Source organism: Mycobacteroides franklinii, assembly GCF_001853795.1.
GTDB lineage: Bacteria > Actinomycetota > Actinomycetes > Mycobacteriales > Mycobacteriaceae > Mycobacterium > Mycobacterium franklinii.
On the sequence record NZ_MLIK01000019.1, the window covers coordinates 1,260,662 to 1,281,232 of the forward strand.

Consider the following 20,571-nt stretch of genomic DNA (forward strand, 5'->3'; position numbering starts at 1 on the left):
CGAGTCCATGATGTCTCGCTGGAAATCGCTGGTGTGCATATGTTTACGCAGAAAACTGATCTGCACGAGGCATTGAATCTGGCGAATCGCGCGGTGCTGCTCGGACCCAGGCCGAAATCAGCTTCCGGCGGACCATCATGCGTGGCGGAATTCCCAACCCCGCGCGAATCTTCTTCGCACAGAATCCTGTCCAGGAGGCTATTGCTGATACCGCCAGATGGCCGGTGACCTTCTACATGCCGGATGGGAGTAGCTGCCACTTCATCGGTGTTTGAATTGTATTGAGCCGCTATATATTTCAAATCATGTAGCGCGGCGACGTGCTGTGCAGCAGCGCTGTGTTGGGAGGCACGGTGGGCGGCGTCAAATCGATCTGGTAGTCAATCGGCTTGGTGCGCAACGCGGTAGGCATCCGCATTCAGGAATCTCGGCTGCCGGGCGAGGTGCTGGCGATTGGCCGGGATGAAGTGGACTTGCTCGGAGATCCGCCGACCGTCGCAGCGTCCGGCACGATTCAAGACGCCGGCCGGATTGCTGGCAAACCCGCTACATGACAGGGCTGGCGCAAGGGTCTTGCGCCGCCTCACACGGTTACGCTACCGAAGTTCGGGGCGGAGCAGCTGTACGCGATCATGGGGCCGTCGGAGGCGGTGCTCAAGAACCGCAACGGTGGGCTGTTGAGCTTGTCGAACATCCGGTCATCGCTGCGTGAAGCGCTTGAGCCTTATCCAGATGTGAAGTGGGTGACGCCTCACTCGTTCCTGCGGTCGGTGGGCACCGTGGTGGCGGAGAAACTGGGGATCGACGCGGCACCGCAGTCTCTTAAGCTGCGCAGCGGGAGATGACCGAGCGTCACTATGTGCAACGTTCGACGGCGGGGCCGGATGCCCGCGCTGTGCTCGACAAGTGGGCTGGTCAACGCGATGAGTAGCCGAATGTACGGGGAAATATGGAAGTTCCGGGGTGTCCGGTTAACTTCTACACTGCCCTGACTGGGATCTTCGGAGCCGATGACGGGAATCGAACCCGCGTATTCAGCTTGGGAAGCTGATGTTCTGCCATTGAACTACATCGGCGGCGGAGGCCGGTCCGCCTAGCGGAGCTAGTAGGACCTCTCGGCGTGTGAGCTTACATGTGAGAGCAGCTCGGGGTCCGCGCCATCGCCGGTTTGGGGCCCGCGGCGCGCGTGGGCGATCAGGAACCGCGCTTGACCAGGGCGCCGGTGATGAGCCGGGCCAGCGTGGTCTCCAAGTCGGTGTTGAAGCGCATGTGGACCACTGTCAGTTCGGGTTCGGCCTCGGCGGCGGCGACGGCGCCGTCTGACGGTTGCGCGTACATCCACAGCGCGCCGGTGGTCATCAGTATGGTGACGGACACGCTGTGGGCGTCTTCGTCAAGCTCGGGGATAAAGCTTCGGATGGCCTCGGAGAACCGAGCGACGCTGGCGTACGTCGAGCGCCAGAAACACAGCAGCGTCTCGGCCGAGACATTGTGTTCCAGTACGCCTGGCTGTGCGGCCATCAAGTCACACAGCACGGCATGCTGCTGCAGAGAGCGGCTGAGCACGGCGGCCAAGCGATCGACACGTTCCTGGGCCGAGCCGGTGGGCGTTTCGTGGGAGAGTTCCGCCGCAATTTCGGACACCCAGCTGTGCAGCAAGGTACCCAGCAGCTTCAGGAGCACGGCCTCGCGTGACTCGAAGTACAGCACCATTGCCGACTTCGCCAATCCGGTGCGGCGGCTCAATTCATTGAGGCTGACCTGGCTGACCGGCATATCGCTGAGCATCGACGACGCGGTTTCCAGAATGGCTTGCCGGCGGATCTCGCGCTGCTCCTCGCTGCGCGCCCGGCGGAAGGTCATGGCCCGATGCTAATCCGACGCCCAGCGGCGTCATAGCGTACCGACGGTCTATTACCGTGGTACGGTCTGTGGCGTAATAGACCGGCGGTACGCAATATTTTGCGACTGGTCATCTCATCGGCAGGTGCCTGCACCCCGGGCGGGGATAGGCAGGAGGGATGCACGTGTGTATCGACTGTTGAAGCGGTTCTGGATTCCGCTACTCCTGACAATTGTGGTCGGGGTCGGTGGCTACGCGATTGCACAGATCCGTAGTTCCGCTACGCCTCGTCCGCCGAAACTCGGCGAGGGATCGGGCGTCACCGCGAACGTCAACCCCAAGCGCATCACCTACGAGATCGTGGGGTCGGGTGGCACCGCGAATCTCAACTACCTCGACGAGAACGGTCAACCCCATCTCATCGAAAATACTGCGCTTCCTTGGTCGTTCACGATTGTGACGACGGTGCCGTCGGTGTCGGCCAACATCGTCGCCCAGGGCGATCGCGACGTCACCGATCTCGGCTGCCGCGTCACGGTCGATGGCCAGACGCGCGATGACCGAACCAGCACAGACAAAGTCAAACCGTTCATCTACTGCTTGGTGAAATCCGTATGAGCAATTCGCATGTGAGCCCGCACCGGCCGCTCCTCGGCCACACGATCCGGCTCCTATCGGTACCGATCATCCTGTTCTGGGTGGCGCTCGTGGTCATTCTGGGCACCTTGATTCCGTCACTCAATGACGTCGCGGAGTCCCGCTCGGTGCCGATGAGCCCGCAGAATTCCGAGTCCTACCAAGGGATGCTGAACATCGGCAAGGTGTTTCAACAATACGACTCGGACTCGTCGGCGATGGTGGTTTTGGAAGGCGACGACAAGCTGGGCGATGCCGCGCACAAGTACTACGACCAGATCGTCGAGAAGCTCAAAGCCGATCAGGAACACGTGCAGAACGTCCAGGACTTCTGGGGCGATCCGCTGACCGCAGCGGGCTCGCAAAGTGTGGACGGCAAGGCCGCCTATGTGCAGATCTTCCTCAACGGGTCGCAGGGCACCAGCGCCAGCTATGAATCGGTGGCCGCGGTGCGCCAGATAGTCAATTCCGTGCCTGCGCCGCCGGGCATCACGGCGTATGTTGCCGGCAATACCGCACTCAACGCCGACACCCAGGCGGCTGGTCAGCAGAGCATGGCGATCATGGAAATGCTCTCGGTCGGCGTGATCATCCTGATGCTGCTGTTCATCTACCGCTCCCTCGTCACCATGCTCATCTCCATGGCCATTATTGGTCTGGAACTACTTGCCGCCCAGGGTGTTACGGCGGCAGCGGGATACCTGAACCTCATCGGACTGACCCCCTACGCGGTGAGCATGGTGACGGCGCTGGCGCTGGCGGCCGGCACGGACTACGTGATCTTCCTATTCGGTCGCTATCACGAGGAGAGATCGAAGGGACTGAGCCGGGAAGACGCGTATTACGTGGCGTATCACGGTGTCTCGCACGTCATTCTGGGTTCCGGTCTGACCATCGTCGGCGCGTGCCTGTGTCTGACCATGACCACGCTGCCCTACTTCCAGAGCATGGCGCTGCCGTGTGCGATCTCGATGCTGGTGATCGTGGCCGCCGCGCTGACGTTGGCGCCCGCGGTGCTGACGGTGGCCTCGAAGTTTGGGCTACTAGAACCCAAGGGCAAGCTCTCCGCACGAGGCTGGCGCAGGGTCGGTACGTCGGTGGTGCGTTGGCCCATTCCGATTATCGTGATGACCAGCCTGATCGCGATCATCGGTTTCGTCGGCCTGATGACCTATGTGCCGCAATATAACGACCAGAAATTCACGCCGGCCGACATGCCGGCCAACCTTGCCATGGAGGTCGCCGGCCGGCACTTCTCCCAGGCCCGGATGAACCCGGAACTATTGATGCTGGAGGCCGATCACGACCTGCGCACCCCGGCCGACATGCTCGTCATCGACAAGGTGGCCAAGGGCATCGTGCGTATGCGCGGTATCGAACGGGTGCAGACCCTCACCCGTCCGCTCGGGGCGCCGATCGAGCACAGCTCCATCCCGTTCATGCTCGGCGCGCAGAATGCGGGCACGCTGCAGACCTCAAAGTTCAACAATGACAACTCGGCGCAGATGCTCGAGCAGGCCGACGAGCTGAGCAAGACCGTCGCCACCATGGAGCGGATGTACATCCTCATGCAGGAGCTCACGGGCACCATGCACGGCATGGTGGGCCGGACCCACGAGATGAACGCGACCATCCAGGAGATGCGTGACAACTTGGCCAATTTCGACGATTTCTTCCGGCCGCTGCGCAATTACTTCTACTGGGAGAAGCATTGCTTTGATATCCCGATCTGCCAGTCGCTGCGATCGATCTTCGATGTTTTGGACAGCGTTGACGTGCTCGCCGACCAAATGAACGGCCTCATCGCGGATATGGACAAGATGGATCAGCTGATGCCGCAGATGCTTCCGGTGCTGCGGACGACCATCGATTCGATGAACAGAATGCGCGACTTCATGATCGCCATGCACAGCACCCAGGCCGGTATCCAAGCCCAGCAACAGGAAATGGCCAAGGGTGCCACGGAAATCGGTCTGTATTTCGATCAGGCCAAGAACGACGATTTCTTCTATATGCCGCCCGACGTGTTCACCAACCCCGACTTCAAACGCGGGCTCAAGATGTTCGTCTCGCCGGATGGCAAGGCCGTCCGATTCATCATCACCCACGAGAGCGACCCGGCGTCGGTCGAAGGCATCGAACACGTCCGTGACCTCAAAGGTGTTGTCGCCGATGCGGTGAAGGGTACTCCGCTGTCCAATGCGAAAGTCTCGATCGGGGGCACCGCATCGATGTTTGCCGATATGCAGGACGGTGTTTCCATCGATTTGATGGTCGCGATCATCGCGTCGATGATTCTGATCTTCGCGATCATGGTGCTGATCACCCGCAGTGTGGTGGCCGCCCTGGTGATCGTCGGCACCGTCGCGGCGTCCCTGGGCACGGCCTGTGGTCTGTCAGTGCTGTTGTGGCAGGACATCCTTGGGTTGGGCGTGCAGTGGATCGTGATTCCATTGTCGATGGTGATCCTGCTGGCGGTGGGTTCGGACTACAACCTGCTGGTGGTCTCCCGGCTCAAGGAGGAGATGCACGCGGGGCTGCACACGGGCATGATCCGCGGCATGGGCGCCACCGGACGCGTCGTTACCGCCGCCGGCCTGGTGTTCGCATTCACCATGATGTCGATGATCGTCAGCGATCTGCGCGTTGTCGGTCAGATGGGAACGACCATTGGTATCGGATTGATTGTCGACACATTGATCGTCCGGGCGTTCATGACGCCCGCGATCGCTGTGGCGTTGGGACGCTGGTTCTGGTGGCCGATCAATGTCTTCGAGATCGTCCGGCGTGGCCGTGAGACGCACGAGTCGGAACCGGTGACGGCACCCGCTCCCACTGCCTCCTGAAAAGTCTTGGGCTGCAGAGAGGAAATTCTCAGCGTCGCCTCAGCGGGCCCAGGCACTGTAACAGTGCGCATCAACTGCGGCGTGTGCCCTGATGCATGTTGAGGAAGAAGGAACAGCAATGAACGATCGGTCCGGGCATCCGCCGTACACAGAAGATTTCCCGACGACACCGCACGGCTACCGGCTGGTGCATGGTCCGTCCGCGGCCACCCGGACGCGCTACGCCTACGGCGAAACGTTCCCGGACCGCGCCGCATTGGCGCCGAATCCTGTGCCCCGGAAACGCCTACGTGTCGCCGGGCTGGCTTTCGGTGGCGTTGCGGTGGCTGTTGTCGCCAGCGCCACCACCGCGTTCGCCGTGGTGAACCAGTCCGCGCACCCGGCCACCGGGCAGGCGTCGAGCGTCGCTCCTATCGGAAAGCCCTCCCCGGCAACGGGTTCAACTCTGGGAAAACCAGCCGCCGTCGCGCCGGCCGGCTCGGTGGAAGAGGTCTCGGCCAAGGTGCTGCCCAGCGTGGTGCAACTGCAGATCCAAAGTGGCCGCCAGCAGGAGTCGGGGTCCGGCATCGTCCTGAGTGCCGACGGTTTGATCCTGACCAACAACCACGTGGTGGCCTCCGCCGCACGCAGCGTCCAACCCTCGCCTCCCGTAACCGCACCCGACGGCCCGTATGGCGGTCAGTTTGGCAACCTGCCGTTCGGCGTCCTGCCCGGAGAACAGCAGCCCGGCGGCTACCGGGACGGGCGCGACGGCCGGGACTCGGATGACTCCGACGGTCGCGGCGTCAGGCCTTCTGCCCGGGGCGGTGACGGAGTCAAGGCAACCGTGACCCTGGCCGACGGCCGCACGGTGCCATTCACCGTTGTCGGTGCCGACCCCGACGATGACATCGCGGTGGTTCGCGCCCAGGGCGTCTCGGACCTCACCCCGATCAGCATCGGCTCGTCGAAAGACCTGAAAGTCGGACAGAACGTCGTCGCGATCGGCTCGCCGCTGGGCCTGCAGGGCACCGTGACCACCGGTATCGTCAGCGCGCTGAATCGACCGGTTGCCACCGGCGATGAGCAGAGTGGCCAGCATTCGGTGATGAGCGCCATCCAAACCGACGCGGCCATCAACCCCGGCAACTCCGGAGGCGCGCTGGTGGATATGAGCGGCAACCTCATCGGCGTGAACTCGGCGATCGCCTCGCTATCCGGCGGCCAGGACTCCCAGGGCGGCGGCGGACAGGCCGGATCGATCGGCCTGGGCTTCGCGATCCCGGTGGATCAGGCCAAGCGCATTGCGGACGAACTGGTTTCGACCGGAACCGTGCGGCATGCCTCGCTGGGCGTTCAACTCGCCTCCAGCAAGGACGCGCCCGGTGCGGTGGTCGCAGGAGTCGTCAGTGGCAGCGCGGCAGCGACAGCGGGGCTGCCCAAGGGCGCCGTCATCACCAAGGTGGACAACCAGGTCATCGACGGCCCGGACGCGCTGGTGGCCGCGGTGCACGCCAAGGCTCCCGGGGACACCATGGCGCTCACCTATGAGGACCCGTCGGGCACCTCGCGGACCGTCCAGGTGACCCTCGGCCAGTCGGCAACGTAACGTCGCTGGGCACCTGCCCGGCTAAACGTGCCGCGGCGGTTCCGGAGACAATGACGGGATGGCGGACCGCGGCGATCTGATTGCAGACGGGAAGCCCGCCGGTTCCACGGCGTGGAGCCCCGCGCCGTGGTTCCTGGCCACGCCGCCATCTTCGAGCCCGGAGATGATCGCGCGCCTGGACGTCCACCGCATCCTCGATCTGCATGCCCAGCAATCGCGTGCGGTTGTGGTGCTCGCGCCGTCGGGCTTCGGCAAGACGGTCGCCGTCGGGCAATGGGCTGCTGCCCGGCGGCAGCAGGCCGGCTCGGTGGGGTGGCTCACGGTGACAGAGCAGGCAGGCGATTTCGCAGAGTTGGTCCGCGGCGTCATGACGGCATTGCGGCATGCAATCGGTGACAGCGCCGATACCCGGGTGCTGCGAGCGCTGGCCGTCGCCTCCGAACTGCCTTCTCCGGGTATGGTTTTCACCGCCCTGTCCGCGATCGAGATGTCAGCTCCGGTGGTCATTGTGCTCGACGACTTCCAGAAGGCCGTGGGTGTATCTCAGTGCGTGGAATTCGTAGAGTTCATCGAGCACGGTCCGCCCTGGCTACGGTTGATTCTGATCACCACGGCGGCGCCGGAGTCGCTGCTCACACGGTTACGGGTCCATGGTCACGTGGGCGTGATCACGGCCAGTGAGTTGGCATTCACCGCCGCCGACGTGGCTGCTGCTGCCAGCCATGTGCACCAGGACCTCCCGGCCGGGTCTGCCAAGCAGATCGTGAAATCTACGGGTGGCTGGCCCGCAGCCGTCAGACTGGCCCTGCTGGGCGGCCAAACACCCAGCGCGCTCGATGATCTCGACCTCGCCGCGTACATTCGCGCCACAGTCGTCAGCCGGCTGCGCCCGGAATTGGCCGAGTTCATACTCGCCGTGACGGTGTGTGCGCGGGTGGACCAACATCTGGCCGCCGCCCTCTCCGGGCGTGCGGACGCCGCAGTGCTTCTTGCCGAATGCGTGGCATCCGGATTGTTCATCGAACAGTTCGGAATCGGTGAAGAGGCTGTCTATCAATGGCATTCAATGTTTGCGCGGGGATGCAACCAAACGCTGAGGCAGTCGGACCCTTCGCGGTGGAGAGCTTTGAATGAGCTGGCCGCACGCGAACTACGGGACCGATACGTGGTGGATGCCGTCGAGCACGCCGTCCGCGCGGCGGACGGGCAGCTGGCCGTGGAAACTCTTGCCGAACACTGGCTCGAACTGCTGCTGGAAGCTCGATCGGCGGCGCTTGAGGCTGCGTGTGTGCGCGTGACCAAGGAGTTCGGCGACACCGCCGAAGTAGCGATGGTGCGTTCCTGCTGCCGAGAGGTTGCGGGTGATCGCCTTGGTGCACAATTGCATTTCGAACGGGCGCTGGCCCTGGTGCATGGCACCGCCGAGTCCCGTCGTGTGCGTCTCATCCGTGATCTCAGCCGCATCCTGATCTCGGATGACCACGGCACCATGGCGGCAGCCGTCGACGCGGTATCCGAAGCCCTCACCGACCGGAAGCTGATGCCCGCCAGGGTGTATGCGTGTGCGCTGTTTCTGGTGGGATGGGCGGAAACCCGGCTGCGGCGCGATGTCGGCCGTTCGATGCGTCTGTTGGAGACGGCGGCACAGGAATGCCGCGCGCTGGGGCTGGCGACGGTGGCCGACAGAGCCGCCGAGAGTCTGGCTTTTGCCTATGCGCATGCCGGCCAATTCGATAGCGCCGGGCGCTCACTGAACCTGGCCGAAACACCATGGCTCTCCCATGGGGGCGGCGGAATAGCCAGTTTTACCAAGGGGTTCATCCGGCTGTGGCGCGGTGAGCTGGCCGCGGCGCTCGATGATTTCGCGGTGGTGGATGCCGCGGCGGGGGACGGGTACCCGGATGTCGGGCGCATGATGCTGGTGTTCGCCGCCGCGACCCTGCACAACCAGGGGTGTGATGTATCCCTGCCGCGCATGGAGGCAGTGGCCACGCGCATTGGTGAGGGCGACAATCGGGCCGTCCCGATGGGAAGTTTTCGCACAGCCGCGCTTGCCCGGATTGCCGAGGTGCGCGGCCACACCGGGGAGGCGTCGGTGTTGGCGGCAAGGCTGGTCAGCGTGACACCCCTGCCCATGGCATCGGTGATGGTCGCGGGCATCTGCCGGAGGCTTGGCGATGCCGAACTTGCGCAAGCGTTGGCCGACAACGCAAACGGTGAGTCGGTGCCGCCCTATGTGCGTGCGTACGCGACGCTGATCGGTGCGCTGCTCGCATGGGAGCAGCAGGACTACGCACGAGCCCATCGGCAGTTGGAGGAATCGCTCGGGTTCGCAGCCCCTGAATCCGTCCGCTACCCCTTCGTGGACAACGCCGACCCAGTATGTCGTGAGATGCTCGGCGCCCACAGCTCAAGCACGGCGTATCCCGACTTCCTGGCGGGCTGCCTCGTGGCATGCGAGGCGAATCAGGCGAAAGCGGTCGAAGAGCTCACAGAGCGGGAGCGAGAGGTCTTGGCGTACTTACGAACACCGATGACCGCTGCGGAGATCGCGGCGAAGCTCTCGGTCTCCGTCAACACCCTCAAGACCCATCAGCGGGCGATCTACCGGAAGCTGAGGGTAACGAACCGCCGTGAGGCCATCGGTATCGCTCCGCACTGACACTCTCGCGGAGAACCTGGAAGACTTGTGACATGACCACTGTGTACGGCGTGATCGTCACCGACCGGCCCGAGCGATACGCGAAGCAACTCGCTCAGCACTGGGCAGCCAAGAGCACGGTGACCGAGCTGGAAGGCGGTGCCGTACAGATCGAGATGAGCCCTGATGCCGTGACCGTGCTGCGCCCTCAGCCGGGGGAGCTTCAGGTCGAGGCCAGCTCCGCGGAATTCGGCGACGTGGTAAAACGGCACCTGGAGCGGTTCGGTACGCGTGACGAGCTCGCCCTGACCTGGATAGGCGACTAGTCACGCGCCCAGGCGGCCTGGGCCTCCTCTTCCAGATCGATGAAGGTTTCCTCGCTGACGTCGACGGCCACGCCCTTGATGGTGCCGCCGGTGAAGGTCCCGGGGTGCGAATACAGCTGCGACACGTTGTCGCCGCTGTCGTAGCCCACGCACAGGCCGTCTCCGGCGAGGGTGAACTTGCCGATCTGAGCGCGCATCGGGCCATTGGCTACTGGCTTACCGTCAACGAAAAGCGTGGTAGTGCCGAGTGATTCGCCGTGGCTGCCCTTGTCCTTGCGGACAAACTCCATGCCCAGGGTCCGTTTACCTGGACTCAGTGGCGGCGAGATGAACACCTGCTCCGGCTTGATCCCCAGGAAGTTGTAGACGTAATGGAGCTTGCCGTCTCTGATGAACAGTGCGTGTCCGCCGAAGCGTGAACCGTGCGCGAAGATCACACCCTGTGAATCCCGGGTGGTTTCGACATCGGCGACGATTTTGTAGGAGCGGCCACGGATGCTGACCGCAACGCCTTCGGGCACCGGCGCGGTATCCGGGTAGTAGATGTACCGGTTGCGCTTCGGCTCGGTCGAAGGACGTTCGATGGTAAGCAATTCGGTGGCCGACCGGTCATCGAGCGGTAGCACGAAGTTCTTGTCCGCCTCTTCGAACCAGGTGTCGATGAGCTTTTTTAACCTGTCGGGGTGCTGATCAGCCAGATTCGTTGATTCGGAACGATCCTCGTCGACGTGGTACAGCTCCCACTTGTCCTGGTCGAAGTGCCCTTTGCCGCTGATGGGTGCGTGCAGGGCGGCGGCCTTCCATCCGTCTTCCCAGATTCCGCGGGTTCCCAGCATCGCGTAATACTGCCGCTTCTTGGTGGTGGCCGCCTGCCCGTCTTCAAAGCTATAGCGCATGGACACCCCATTCAGTGGGTACTGCTCGACACCGCGATAGGTGTCGGGCATCTGCAGCCCTGTGATCTCGAGGATGGTGGGCACGATATCGGTGACGTGGTGATACTGATGGCGCACCTGTCCCTTGGCCTTGATTCCCTTGGGCCAGTGGATTACCAGTGGATCGCAGGTTCCGCCGGAGTACTGCGAGTAACGCTTGAACATCTGGAACGGAGTGGAGAAGGCGGCCGCCCATCCGGTGGGGTAGTGGTTGTAGGTATCCGGGCTGCCGAGCTTGTCGAAGTACTGCATGTTCTCCGAGAGCTCATCGGGATAGCCGTTGAAGAACTTGTTCTCGTTGACCGATCCGTTCGGTGAGCCCTCGCCCGAGGCGCCGTTATCGGCGCAGTAGAAGATGATGGTGTTGTCCAGCTGGCCGGTCTGTTCCAGGTAATCCACGATCCGCCCGACCTGGGCGTCGGTGTATTCGGAGAATCCGGCGAACACCTCGGCCATCCGGGAGAAGAGCCGCTTCTCGTCGGGGTTCAGGGTGTTCCACGGGCGCACCGTGTCCGCCTCGTTCGCCACATCCTTAGGCAGCGGATTGAGGGGTGTGAGCTTGGTATCGGCTGGGAGCACACCCTTTTCGATCATGCGGGCCAGCACCCATTCTCGGTAGGCCTCGTAGCCGTCGTCGAACTTGCCCTGGTACTTAGCGGTGTATTCGGCCGGGCTGTGATGCGGGGCGTGGTTGGCGCCGGGGCAGAACCAGAGGTACCAGGGCTTGGACGGGTTGGTGGCCCGCTGGTCTCGCAACATCCGAAGTGCTTGATCAGCAAGGTCTTTTGAGAGGTGATAACCCTGCTCGGGGGTGGCCGGCGGGTCGATGAAGCGGTTGTCCTCGACCAGATCGGGATACCAGTTGTTGGTCTCGCCGCCCAAGAATCCGTAGAACCGGTCAAAGCCCTTGGACAGCGGCCATTCCGATCGGCTCCCGCCTCCCGCGATGTCTTCCTCGGGAACATTGTGGTTCTTGCCGACCCAGAATGTGCTGTACCCGTTGTCCTGCAGCACCTGTCCGATGGTGGCGCATTCTGCGGGCAGGCGACCCGCGGCACCGGGGAATCCGTTGGACCCCTCGGTGATCGACGCGGAACGATTCACATGATGATTGCGCCCCGTCAGCAGACACGATCGGGTGGGCGAGCACAGCGCGGTGGTGTGCCACTGTGAGTAGCGCAGTCCGTTGTCGGACAGCCGCTGCATGACTGGCATGTTGATGCGCCCGCCGAATGGAGACCAGGCCGCCAGGCCGGTGTCGTCGTACAACACCACCAAAATGTTGGGCGCGCCTTCCGGGGCTTTCTTGAGCTCATATGGCGTCCAGTCGGGTACCGAGTCGCGGACGTCGAGGCTGATCTTCCCGTGGAATTCTTCGTTGGTGGGCCCCGTTCCGGGCTGGTGTCCTGCCGGTGCGTGATCGGTACCCTCTAGCCCCTTGATGACTCCGGTTGCAGCGGCGGCGCCCACTCCGGCCGCGGCGATACCGCCAAGAATTGAACGCCTCGACAACTTTCCGCGCTTGGGGTGCTGATCGGGCTCCGTGGCGTCGTCGCCAGTGCTCGCTTCCATGAGGGCGTCCTCTCGAGTCGAGAATTGAGGCAACGGGACCGGATCAGGACCGGTGCCTGCACTCAGTCTCCACTTCAAGATCCCATCGCGCGCTCCGATCAGGGAATCGGCGCTTCGAAATCACAGTAAGCAGTGGACCCGAAATCGGCATCACCCTTTTCGGGTGATTCTTCGGGAACGCGGGCAGATGAACTTATGGCTACCGTATGGAGACAAGTTGATCGACGGGGTCCTCGGGTAATTCGCCCTCGACCACGGCGCTGACAAATGATCCGTTCAGCACAATCTGGCCACCGTGGTTGTCGAGGAATGCGGTGTCCGCGGCATCGCGCCCGGTCGTAATACGAACCAAGGTTTGTCGTGGTGCCAGGCAGGTGGCATCCACCACTCGCCAGTGGCCGTCGACGATCGCCTCGGCAACTGCGTGGAAATCCATGGGATCGCACCCCGGCGCGTAGACCGCGACAAGCCGGGCCGGCACCTTGACGGCCCGGAGTAGTGCCACTACCAGGTGCGCGTAGTCACGGCAGACGCCCGCGCCGGCCAGCAAGGTATCGACGGCGCCATCGATGGGGTCACTGGAACCCGGTGAGTACCGCAAACGTGTACCGACCCAGGATGAGACGTTCTCCAGCAGCACCTGAGGTTCGGTGTGCTCACCGAACTCGGTTGCCGCGAAACCATAGAACTTGTCGGCCTCCGCATAGCGACTCGGCCGAAGATAGGTGGACATGTCGGCGGCCTCAACAGGCACCTCATCGGCTTGCCCGAGAATCGTTGCCGCGTAAGAGACCTTGAGATTGCCCTCGCCGACCTCAAGCCGGTGGATACGGTTGCCGTGTTCGCCGGCGACCTCCAGTGCCTCGAGTGGCTCCCCGTTCAATACCCATGACAGGCTTTCCGTCACCTGGGCACCCGAGACTGGCGCCACAGCGATCTGAAACTCCAACGTCGACGCTGCGATGATGTCCACGTCGAGCTGGGCCTGAACCTCGCGTTTCATACAGTTGCCTTCCACAAGTCAATACGACGGGGTGTGTAATCGATGAAGTCGTTGCGGCAGCAGTCGCTGATGCCACATCTAACATCGTGAGCCGCCGGCTCGCGTGTCGTGTCGAGCTGCGAATGCGGTGCTTAGGGCGACCGTACAGGCTAAAGCGGCGATTGGCACCGGTGGCGCGTACGCGGGCTACTGTGGCCGATCCACCACACACCGAAATCCGATATGAGTGGTCGCGCTGTCTTGTGACTGCGGTGAACGCGCGGCAGGCCGATAACGGTGGCAGTATTCGGGTGCGCACAGATGCGAGCCGCCCTTGAGCGTGTGGATCACCGACGGATCGGGATTATCCGAAGGGCTGCAGCACGACTTCGGAGCTTCTGCGCTCGATCCGAATCGTGTGGATGTCCATTCCCACACATTGCCGATCATGTCCTGAAGACCAAACCCGTTGGGCGGAAAGGTGCCGACCGGGGACGTGCCGTGCCACCCGAGGGCGCCATCGTTGCGGTAGGGAAATCTGCCTTGCCAGGTGTTGGCCATCAGTTGTCCGTCGGGCGCCACCTCGTCGCCCCAGGTGTAGACGGTGTCGGTGCCGCCGCGGGCGGCGTACTCCCATTCGGCCTCGGTGGGCAGCCGTCTGCCCGCCCACCGGGCGTAGGCCGCCGCGTCGGTGTACGCGACCTGCACCACCGGATGGTCGGCGGCGCCGTCGATAGAGCTTTCCGGCCCGAACGGCCGCCGCCAGTACGCGCCCGGAACCCAGTCCCACCACTGCTGCCAGTCGTGGAGGTTCACAGGCCCGGTCGTCGCTCGGAACGTCATGGCGCCGGGCACCAGATCCTCCGGCGCGGCTCCGGGGTACAGGGCCGGGTCGGGGGCTCGTTCGGCAACGGTCACATAGCCGGTCTGTGCGACAAATTCCGCGAACTGCGCATTGGTGACCGGGTGCCGCTCGATAGCGAAGGCCCCCACCGAAAGGACACGCTCCGGCATCTCCTCGGGATAGAAAATATTGCAGCCCATGGGAAATGACCCACCTGGCAACTCCACCAGTTCGGTCCACGCCACTGCCGCTGTCTCCGTCTTTCGTAGTGTCCGGTTACGCGGCGAGTATTCCACCGCGCCCGTCGACTGGTCAGTCGGCCACCCGATACACGCGGCGTGCGTTCTCCCGCAGGATGCGCCGCTCGTCGAAGCGGGTGCCGAGTGCCTCGCGAAGAATCCAAATGCTGTCCGCCAGCGACACGTTGGGCTTGTCGATGGGGAAGTTCGACGACCAGAAGGTGCGATCCGGGCCGAATGCCTGATCCAGGTGCGTGATCAGTGGTGCGACGCTGTCGCGTAGTTGCTCCCGTGGCATGGGCCCGGCCCCCAAGATCGGCATGCCGAGACCGGAGTGTTTCGCGACGACGTTGGGAAGCTCCGCCAACGCCGAAATATCGTCGTACCACTGCTGCAGGATCTCGCGGCGTTCGGATTCGGTTCTACCCGTGTGCTTTCCGCGCGGGCCGAGCACCCCGACGGGCGTCGCGTAATGGTCGAGAACGAAGGTGGTGCCGGGATACTCGCGGGCCAACGTCAATGCGTCCGGAAGCTGGTGCGCATAGACCCAGATCTCGAAGCTGAGATCGCGTTCGGCGACGGCGGAGAAACCACGCAGAAACGCAGGCTGGGTGAGCCAATGCGCTTGCGGGGCCCAGTTCATCACGCCGGGGTCATCGCTATGCGCACCCATGCACCTGATGCCCCGCACGAGCGGACTCGCGCGCAGGTGAGCGTCGAGCAAGTCCGCGATCTCCGCCGTGGAGGGATCGGCGTAGGCCACGATGGCGCCGAGGGCGGGGGCCCCGTCCTGGCCGAACGGCAGGGAACTGAGCCATTGTGTCTCCCCGACCGGGCCCATTGGCCCCTTGCCGTGCCAGCCGGCCTCGACGTGAACGATCGTCGTCACGTGTCCCGGGCCCCCGTCGGCGAGGTAGTCGACGGGCAGATACGGGCTCAGCAGATACTGCGGATCGCCGATGAACTCGCGGGTCGCGCGGGGCAGAACGCGCGGGAGCACCGGACGCAGGAACGGTGCTCGTTGCGCGGCCTTGGCCGGGCCGGATGCCTTACGTGGTGTGGTGAATGGATTCCACTGGTGGATATGGGCATCGATTACCGACACTGACTCGCTCACAGTGCCATCTTGTTGACTCTGCGCGCCGGACGTCTGTGGTTTGGTGAAAGTTGGATGTGGAACTAATGCTGATTGTCGATCGCCCGCACCCGCAGCAGCGCGGCGTCATGCGCCGCGAGGCCGATCCGGTACGTCAGCTTCTGTACGGACCGTTGCCCGGAGAACACGTCGAGGACGTCGAACTGCCGTGTCTTGGGCAGCCCGAGCGCGCTGAACGCCGCACGGAAAGGCTGTGCGACATTGTCCCGGTTGACGATCACGATCGCCGTCGATCCGTCGGCCAATGGCCGGGTCCAAATGGTTCCGTCACTGCCCGCCAGGGGCGTTGCGGGCGCACGCAGCGAATCCTGGTCAATCGCAAGCAGATCCCGATTGATCAGAAGCGCGCGAATCGCCTCGGGCATGTGGGCCAGGTCGTTGCCCGCGATCATCGGGGACCCCCACTCCGCCCATAGGGCAAGTTGCGATCGCGACTCGGCCTCATTCAGCGGGGGCAGATTGACGCCGGTCAGCTGCGGCGCTCCGGCAACGAGCATGTCGTAATCGCAGAAGAAACCCGGCCGCGCGGTGCAACGGAAATCTGGCCGTGCGGCATTGGTCAACGCGTCGACAACGCCGAGGCTGGTGTCGTAGGCGTCGATCGCGTCCCACGCCGGCACCAGATCCTGACTTACCCGGATCATGCTGGCGACACCGTTGAATCTGTCGTACTGGCCGGGCGGAACCACCGTGCCGCTATTCGGGTTGATGCTGTAGACGATGGGCCGTCCGGTGGCGCGCAACGCATCTCGCATGGTGGTGAAACTGTCGACCAGCTCATCGACGTCCGCCGGTGGTCCGCACCAGTCGTATTTGAGGTAGTCCACACCCCAGCGTGCGAAGGTCTGCGCGTCCTGCGCCTCATGTCCGCGACTGCCGGTGTGGCCGGGATACGAGCCGCCGTTCTGCGCGCAGGTGGCCTCCCCGGGGCTGGCATAGATGCCGAACAACAAACCGCGAGCGTGCACGAAGTCGGCCACCGCCTTCATGCCACTCGGGAAACGGGCGGGGTTCGCGCGAAGCTCGCCCGACGCATCACGCTGCGGGTCGAACCAGCAATCGTCGATCACCACATACCGATACCCCGCATCGCGCATCCCAGACGACACCATGGCGTCCGCGGTCTGCTCGATGCGCCGCTCATCGATATTGCAGCCGAACGCATTCCACGAATTCCAGCCCAGCGGGGGCGTCGAGGCCAACCCGGCGATGGCAGGACCGGATTCCCCGTGCCGGCGGAACGTGTGCACGGACACTACGGTCGCCGCGATGCCAATCGCCGCAAGCACGATCAGGATCAGCGCACGGCGGCCACGACTCACGGTTCATACGCTATGAGCAGTCGGCCGTTGGTGCACGATCCCCAGCTGATTCACAGCAGATCACCGGTTGTAGGGGTCCTCCTGTACCCAGTTGAAGCCGCGCTCCACCAGCGGGAAGGAAGCGGGGTTCATCCTGGTGACGCGCAGGTGGATCTGGTGTCCCGCATAGTCGTCGCCGTCGACGATCATCTGATCCGGTTGCCCGGGCTACCAATACGTGAGCCTGATCCGTATCGGGGTCTCTTTGTACGTGCCCAGCTCGATCCGATGGCTCAGATCGATGAAGTGTTTCCGTGGATCGATGGTGCCCCCGTACACCTCGAACGAATCGTCCATGCGCTGCACCGTCACCATCACCGGTGCGGAGACGTGGAACGGCCTATCGAATATGACTCTGCGCCAACGGATTTTGTCGGTCAACAACGGGTCTCGCGAATAGCCCTCGGCGGAGAAGGTCTCCACCTGCCAAATGCCGTACAGATTGGGGGTCGGCCTGGTGAACTGCTGCCAGCCCTGCGCGCTGAACGCGACGAGCAACGCCACACCCACACCCACCTGCGCGACGAGCGCGATCCGGTTGGCTCGTGGGCGCGTGAACAGCTGCGTCGTGGTGGCCGTGGGCACCGCACGATCGGTGAAGAACGCTGTCAACAACCGTCGTGCATAGGGCGCCAATAGGAACAGGCTTAGCAGCAACAACTGGGAAGAGACCGTCTTGAGACGGATGTCGTAGGTCATGTTGAGCAGGAAGACCTGCGTCAGGTCCACGACACACACCAGCGCTCCGGCCGCCGCGGTGCGCGGCAGCAGCAGGAGCAGACCACCGAAGACCTCGGCCACACCGAGCAGGATCTGATACGCTGGCGACACCCCTACCTGCGCCCACAGCACGCCTGCGGGACTGAAATTCCCGAACGGCTCGACCAGCCGGTTCAGCACGAAGGGCATCTGCGTCGGGATCACCTTCGCCATCCCGAAATAGAACATGGCCGCGGCGAGCACCAGCCGCAGAATCAACCACACCCAGGCCTGGAGACGGTCGTAGCTTCGGCGGCCCCGGTCCAGCACCGTCCAGATGGCTGTCCCGACGGCGGCCAGGACGGCGATGCACAACAGCGCCGTCCACTGGAATGCACTGTCACTGCCCACCTGGGTGCTCTGGACGCTCAGGCCCAGCAGATGTTCGCCAATCCATGCGATGGGAGTGCGGACCGCGTCGAACACTCCCCGGATAACCGACCATGGCCCGTCGATGCCGACGCCTTTCAGGATGACGGGGATAAGACCGACCACCACGACGAGCCCAAACGTGCCGAAATAGCAGGTCCCATACCGAAAAGCCACACGTGTCGCGGTGTCCCAACCCGGCCTTGTGCTGTCATCGCCGACCGGGTCTTCCAGGTCGGCGCCCCCCACGCTGCTCATCACCCCATAGTCCGGGCGGATCGGGGTTTGCTCAAGTATTTGGGCAGAAGTGGTGTCGGCCACGGCCTCAGCAGACGCCCAGAGAATCCCTGTAGCCTGCCTAACGATCTATAAGCCGCCCTGACATACCGAGGTGTTTTCATGACCGTCCGCCAACTATTCATCGCGTCTGCTATGGCCTCCGCCTGCGCGCTCAGCTTCCCGGCGGCGGCGCACGCAGATGACAAGACGGTGACCTACGAGGTTGTCTCGACCACCGTCTCCACGGCGAACGTGCAGTACTGGGATGGCACCGAGATGCAGCCCGCCGACGGCGTCACCCTGCCGTGGAAGGTCGACGCGACCGTCGGCGATCTGTCCCGCGGTGCCAAGACCCCCAACCACGCTGAGGTCAAGGCCAACTGGACTTCTACCGCCGACCCCGACTCCGCGGTGACGGTGCGCATCTACCTGAACGACAAGGTCGTGTGTCAGAGCGTCACGGGCACCGGCGAGGCCGACTGCAACTACGCGACCTTCTCGACGTACCTGGACACGGCACCGCCTAAGTCGTAACCCTGTCGATGTGCTCGAGGAAGTGCGTGAGCACCTCCTCGGGCGCCTCGATCTGTGGCCAGTGACCGATGTTGTCGTCGAGTAGCACCACATCGGGGTCGTGAATGACCTCGAGATAGCGCTCGGCCATGTGCAATCCGGAGTTCGGGTCAATCGGCCCGTCGATCATGCGCATCGGCACGGCGGTTTCGCGCATGGCCCGCACCCACCGGCTCCGGTTGTCGTAGCGGTCGTTGATGAAACGACCCACCTGATGCGTGACGCGGGCGCCGTCGTTGTACTCCAGCACCTGCTGGAAAAGCGACAGCAGCCGCGCCGAGGGCTTGGTATCGGGGCCGAACATCTCGCTCACGGCGGCGTCCATGATCCGGCGCGTAACCGGCGTGCCCTGGAACCGGCTTACCAAGTCGCCCAACGGAGTTCGCGACATCAACGTCTGCGCGATGCGGGGGCGGTAGGCCTCGATGAACAGTCCACCGTTGAGCCAGGTCACCGAATCGATGGGCACCCGGCCGCGTGACTGTTGCTCGAATTCGAAGCGCGCCAACATCTCCTGGCCCACGGAATTCCCCAGATCATGGGTGAGTAGGTGAAACCGCTCGATGCCCAGATACGACAGCAGCGCCTCATGCATATCGGCGTGATCGAGCACCGAGTACCCGTACTGGACGGGCTTGTCGGAAAACCCCATACCGATCATGTCCGGCGCGATGACGGTGAACCGCTCCACCAGCGTGGGCCAGATGAGGGCCCAATCCCACGAATTGAAGGGATACCCGTGAACGAGCAGCAAGGGAGGCCCGCTGCCCTCGATCCGATAGAAAATATCGAATCCCAGATAGTCGAAGTAATGCCCGGCGGCTTTCCAATCTTCGAGCTCAGCGTCCATGGCCGAAATATACCGATCGGTCCGTGGCATAACTGTGTCCCAACCTTGAAGGATTCGAGAACAACATCGGCCACCATGGAACCGTGTTCCGTCTTCTGACGCTGCCGTGTGCGGCCGTACTCGCCCTGGCCACTGTGCTCGTCTGCACACCTGCCGCCGCAGACCCCTTCGTGCCCTGGTTCGCCCAGTCCGTCGGAAACGCGACCCAGGTGCTGGCGGTCAACGGTGCGGGCGGCTCCAACGCCAAGATCGACGTATTCCAGCGCAGCGGCAACGAGTGGCAGGCCGCATCCACCGGAATCCCCGCACACGTCGGATCCGCGGGATTCATCGATAAGGCCCGAGAAGGGGCGGCGGCGACCCCCAACGGGGTGTACTCCCTGGATTTCGCGTTCGGCACGGCGCCGCCCCCGCCGAGCGGATTGCGCTATCTGCAGATCGGACCCAACGACTGGTGGGACGGCGATAGCAGTAGCCCCACCTACAACACCCATCAGCAGTGCGCCAAGGCCCAGTGCCCCTTCAATACCGCGGAAAGCGAGAACCTGCAGATCCCGCAGTACAAGCACGCCATCGCCATGGGTGTGAACAAGGACAGAGTCCCCGGTGGCGGCTCTGCCTTCTTCGTGCACACCACCGACGGCACCCCCACCGCGGGCTGCGTATCCCTCGACGACGGCACGCTGGTCAAACTGATCGGCTGGCTGCGTCCGGGCGCCGTGATTGCTATTAAGGGTTAGTTACTAACAAGCGATTTCCAGGTTCACCCGTC

General features: G+C 63.5%; 13 protein-coding genes, 1 tRNA gene and 3 pseudogenes. 8 read left to right on the forward strand and 9 right to left on the reverse strand.

What is annotated here, in order from left to right:
- Positions 1–434: 434 nt before the first annotated feature.
- Positions 435–931: pseudogene (locus BKG76_RS25455) on the forward strand (site-specific integrase); the annotation flags it as partial.
- Between the two features lie 74 nt (positions 932–1,005).
- Here BKG76_RS25455 and BKG76_RS13780 read toward each other — a convergent pair.
- Both BKG76_RS13780 and BKG76_RS13785 read right to left on the reverse strand, forming a co-directional pair.
- A tRNA-Gly gene (locus BKG76_RS13780) sits at positions 1,006–1,076 on the reverse strand.
- Between the two features lie 118 nt (positions 1,077–1,194).
- Positions 1,195–1,863: a TetR family transcriptional regulator gene (locus BKG76_RS13785; protein ID WP_070938127.1), complete on the reverse strand. Its 669-nt coding sequence runs from the start codon at positions 1,861–1,863 to the stop codon at positions 1,195–1,197.
- Between the two features lie 166 nt (positions 1,864–2,029).
- Between BKG76_RS13785 and BKG76_RS13790 the strand changes: the two genes are divergently transcribed.
- The 5 genes from BKG76_RS13790 to BKG76_RS13810 all read left to right on the forward strand — a co-directional run bounded on the left by BKG76_RS13790 (position 2,030) and on the right by BKG76_RS13810 (position 9,880).
- A complete protein-coding gene (locus BKG76_RS13790) occupies positions 2,030–2,461 on the forward strand; it encodes an MmpS family transport accessory protein (protein WP_070938128.1) in 432 nt (143 codons plus the stop codon).
- Complete coding sequence (locus BKG76_RS13795) at positions 2,458–5,325, forward strand: MMPL/RND family transporter (RefSeq protein ID WP_070938129.1); 2,868 nt, start codon at positions 2,458–2,460, stop codon at positions 5,323–5,325. The genes BKG76_RS13790 and BKG76_RS13795 overlap by 4 nt, the downstream gene beginning before the upstream one ends.
- A gap of 118 nt (positions 5,326–5,443) precedes the next feature.
- Positions 5,444–6,913, forward strand: a complete 1,470-nt coding sequence (locus BKG76_RS13800) for a S1C family serine protease (RefSeq protein ID WP_109420733.1) — start codon at positions 5,444–5,446, stop codon at positions 6,911–6,913.
- 58 nt (positions 6,914–6,971) lie between these two features.
- Complete coding sequence (locus tag BKG76_RS13805; protein WP_070938130.1) at positions 6,972–9,575, forward strand: LuxR C-terminal-related transcriptional regulator; 2,604 nt, start codon at positions 6,972–6,974, stop codon at positions 9,573–9,575.
- 32 nt (positions 9,576–9,607) lie between these two features.
- Positions 9,608–9,880: a DUF2218 domain-containing protein gene (locus BKG76_RS13810; RefSeq protein ID WP_070938131.1), complete on the forward strand. Its 273-nt coding sequence runs from the start codon at positions 9,608–9,610 to the stop codon at positions 9,878–9,880.
- Here the strand turns inward: BKG76_RS13810 and BKG76_RS13815 are convergent.
- The 6 genes and pseudogenes from BKG76_RS13815 to BKG76_RS13840 form a co-directional block, all read right to left on the reverse strand.
- A pseudogene (locus BKG76_RS13815) lies at positions 9,877–12,189 on the reverse strand (arylsulfatase); the annotation flags it as partial. The gene BKG76_RS13810 and the pseudogene BKG76_RS13815 overlap by 4 nt on opposite strands.
- 397 nt (positions 12,190–12,586) lie before the next feature.
- Entirely contained in the window at positions 12,587–13,390 is an 804-nt protein-coding gene (locus BKG76_RS13820) for a transglutaminase-like domain-containing protein (protein WP_070938133.1), read from the reverse strand.
- Positions 13,391–13,576: 186 nt separating this feature from the next.
- A complete protein-coding gene (locus BKG76_RS13825; RefSeq protein WP_070938134.1) occupies positions 13,577–14,509 on the reverse strand; it encodes a formylglycine-generating enzyme family protein in 933 nt (310 codons plus the stop codon).
- A gap of 16 nt (positions 14,510–14,525) precedes the next feature.
- A complete protein-coding gene (locus tag BKG76_RS13830) occupies positions 14,526–15,569 on the reverse strand; it encodes an amidohydrolase family protein (protein WP_070938135.1) in 1,044 nt (347 codons plus the stop codon).
- A gap of 62 nt (positions 15,570–15,631) precedes the next feature.
- Positions 15,632–16,930, reverse strand: a complete 1,299-nt coding sequence (locus BKG76_RS13835; RefSeq protein WP_070938136.1) for a glycoside hydrolase family 27 protein — start codon at positions 16,928–16,930, stop codon at positions 15,632–15,634.
- Positions 16,931–16,990: 60 nt separating this feature from the next.
- Positions 16,991–18,418: pseudogene (locus BKG76_RS13840) on the reverse strand (DoxX family protein).
- A gap of 78 nt (positions 18,419–18,496) precedes the next feature.
- Here BKG76_RS13840 and BKG76_RS13845 point away from each other — a divergent pair.
- On the forward strand, positions 18,497–18,910 hold the full coding sequence (locus tag BKG76_RS13845; protein ID WP_070938137.1) for an MmpS family transport accessory protein: 414 nt from the start codon (positions 18,497–18,499) through the stop codon (positions 18,908–18,910).
- On the opposite strand, the gene BKG76_RS13850 is transcribed toward BKG76_RS13845, so the two are convergent.
- On the reverse strand, positions 18,900–19,799 hold the full coding sequence (locus BKG76_RS13850; protein ID WP_070939222.1) for an alpha/beta fold hydrolase: 900 nt from the start codon (positions 19,797–19,799) through the stop codon (positions 18,900–18,902). The two genes, BKG76_RS13845 and BKG76_RS13850, sit on opposite strands and share 11 nt — an antisense overlap.
- Before the next feature lie 32 nt (positions 19,800–19,831).
- Here BKG76_RS13850 and BKG76_RS13855 point away from each other — a divergent pair, with 32 nt between their 5' ends.
- Positions 19,832–20,539 carry a L,D-transpeptidase family protein gene (locus tag BKG76_RS13855; protein ID WP_165611536.1) on the forward strand — a complete coding sequence of 236 codons (708 nt, stop codon included), beginning with the start codon at positions 19,832–19,834 and terminating at the stop codon, positions 20,537–20,539.
- Positions 20,540–20,571: the final 32 nt, after the last annotated feature.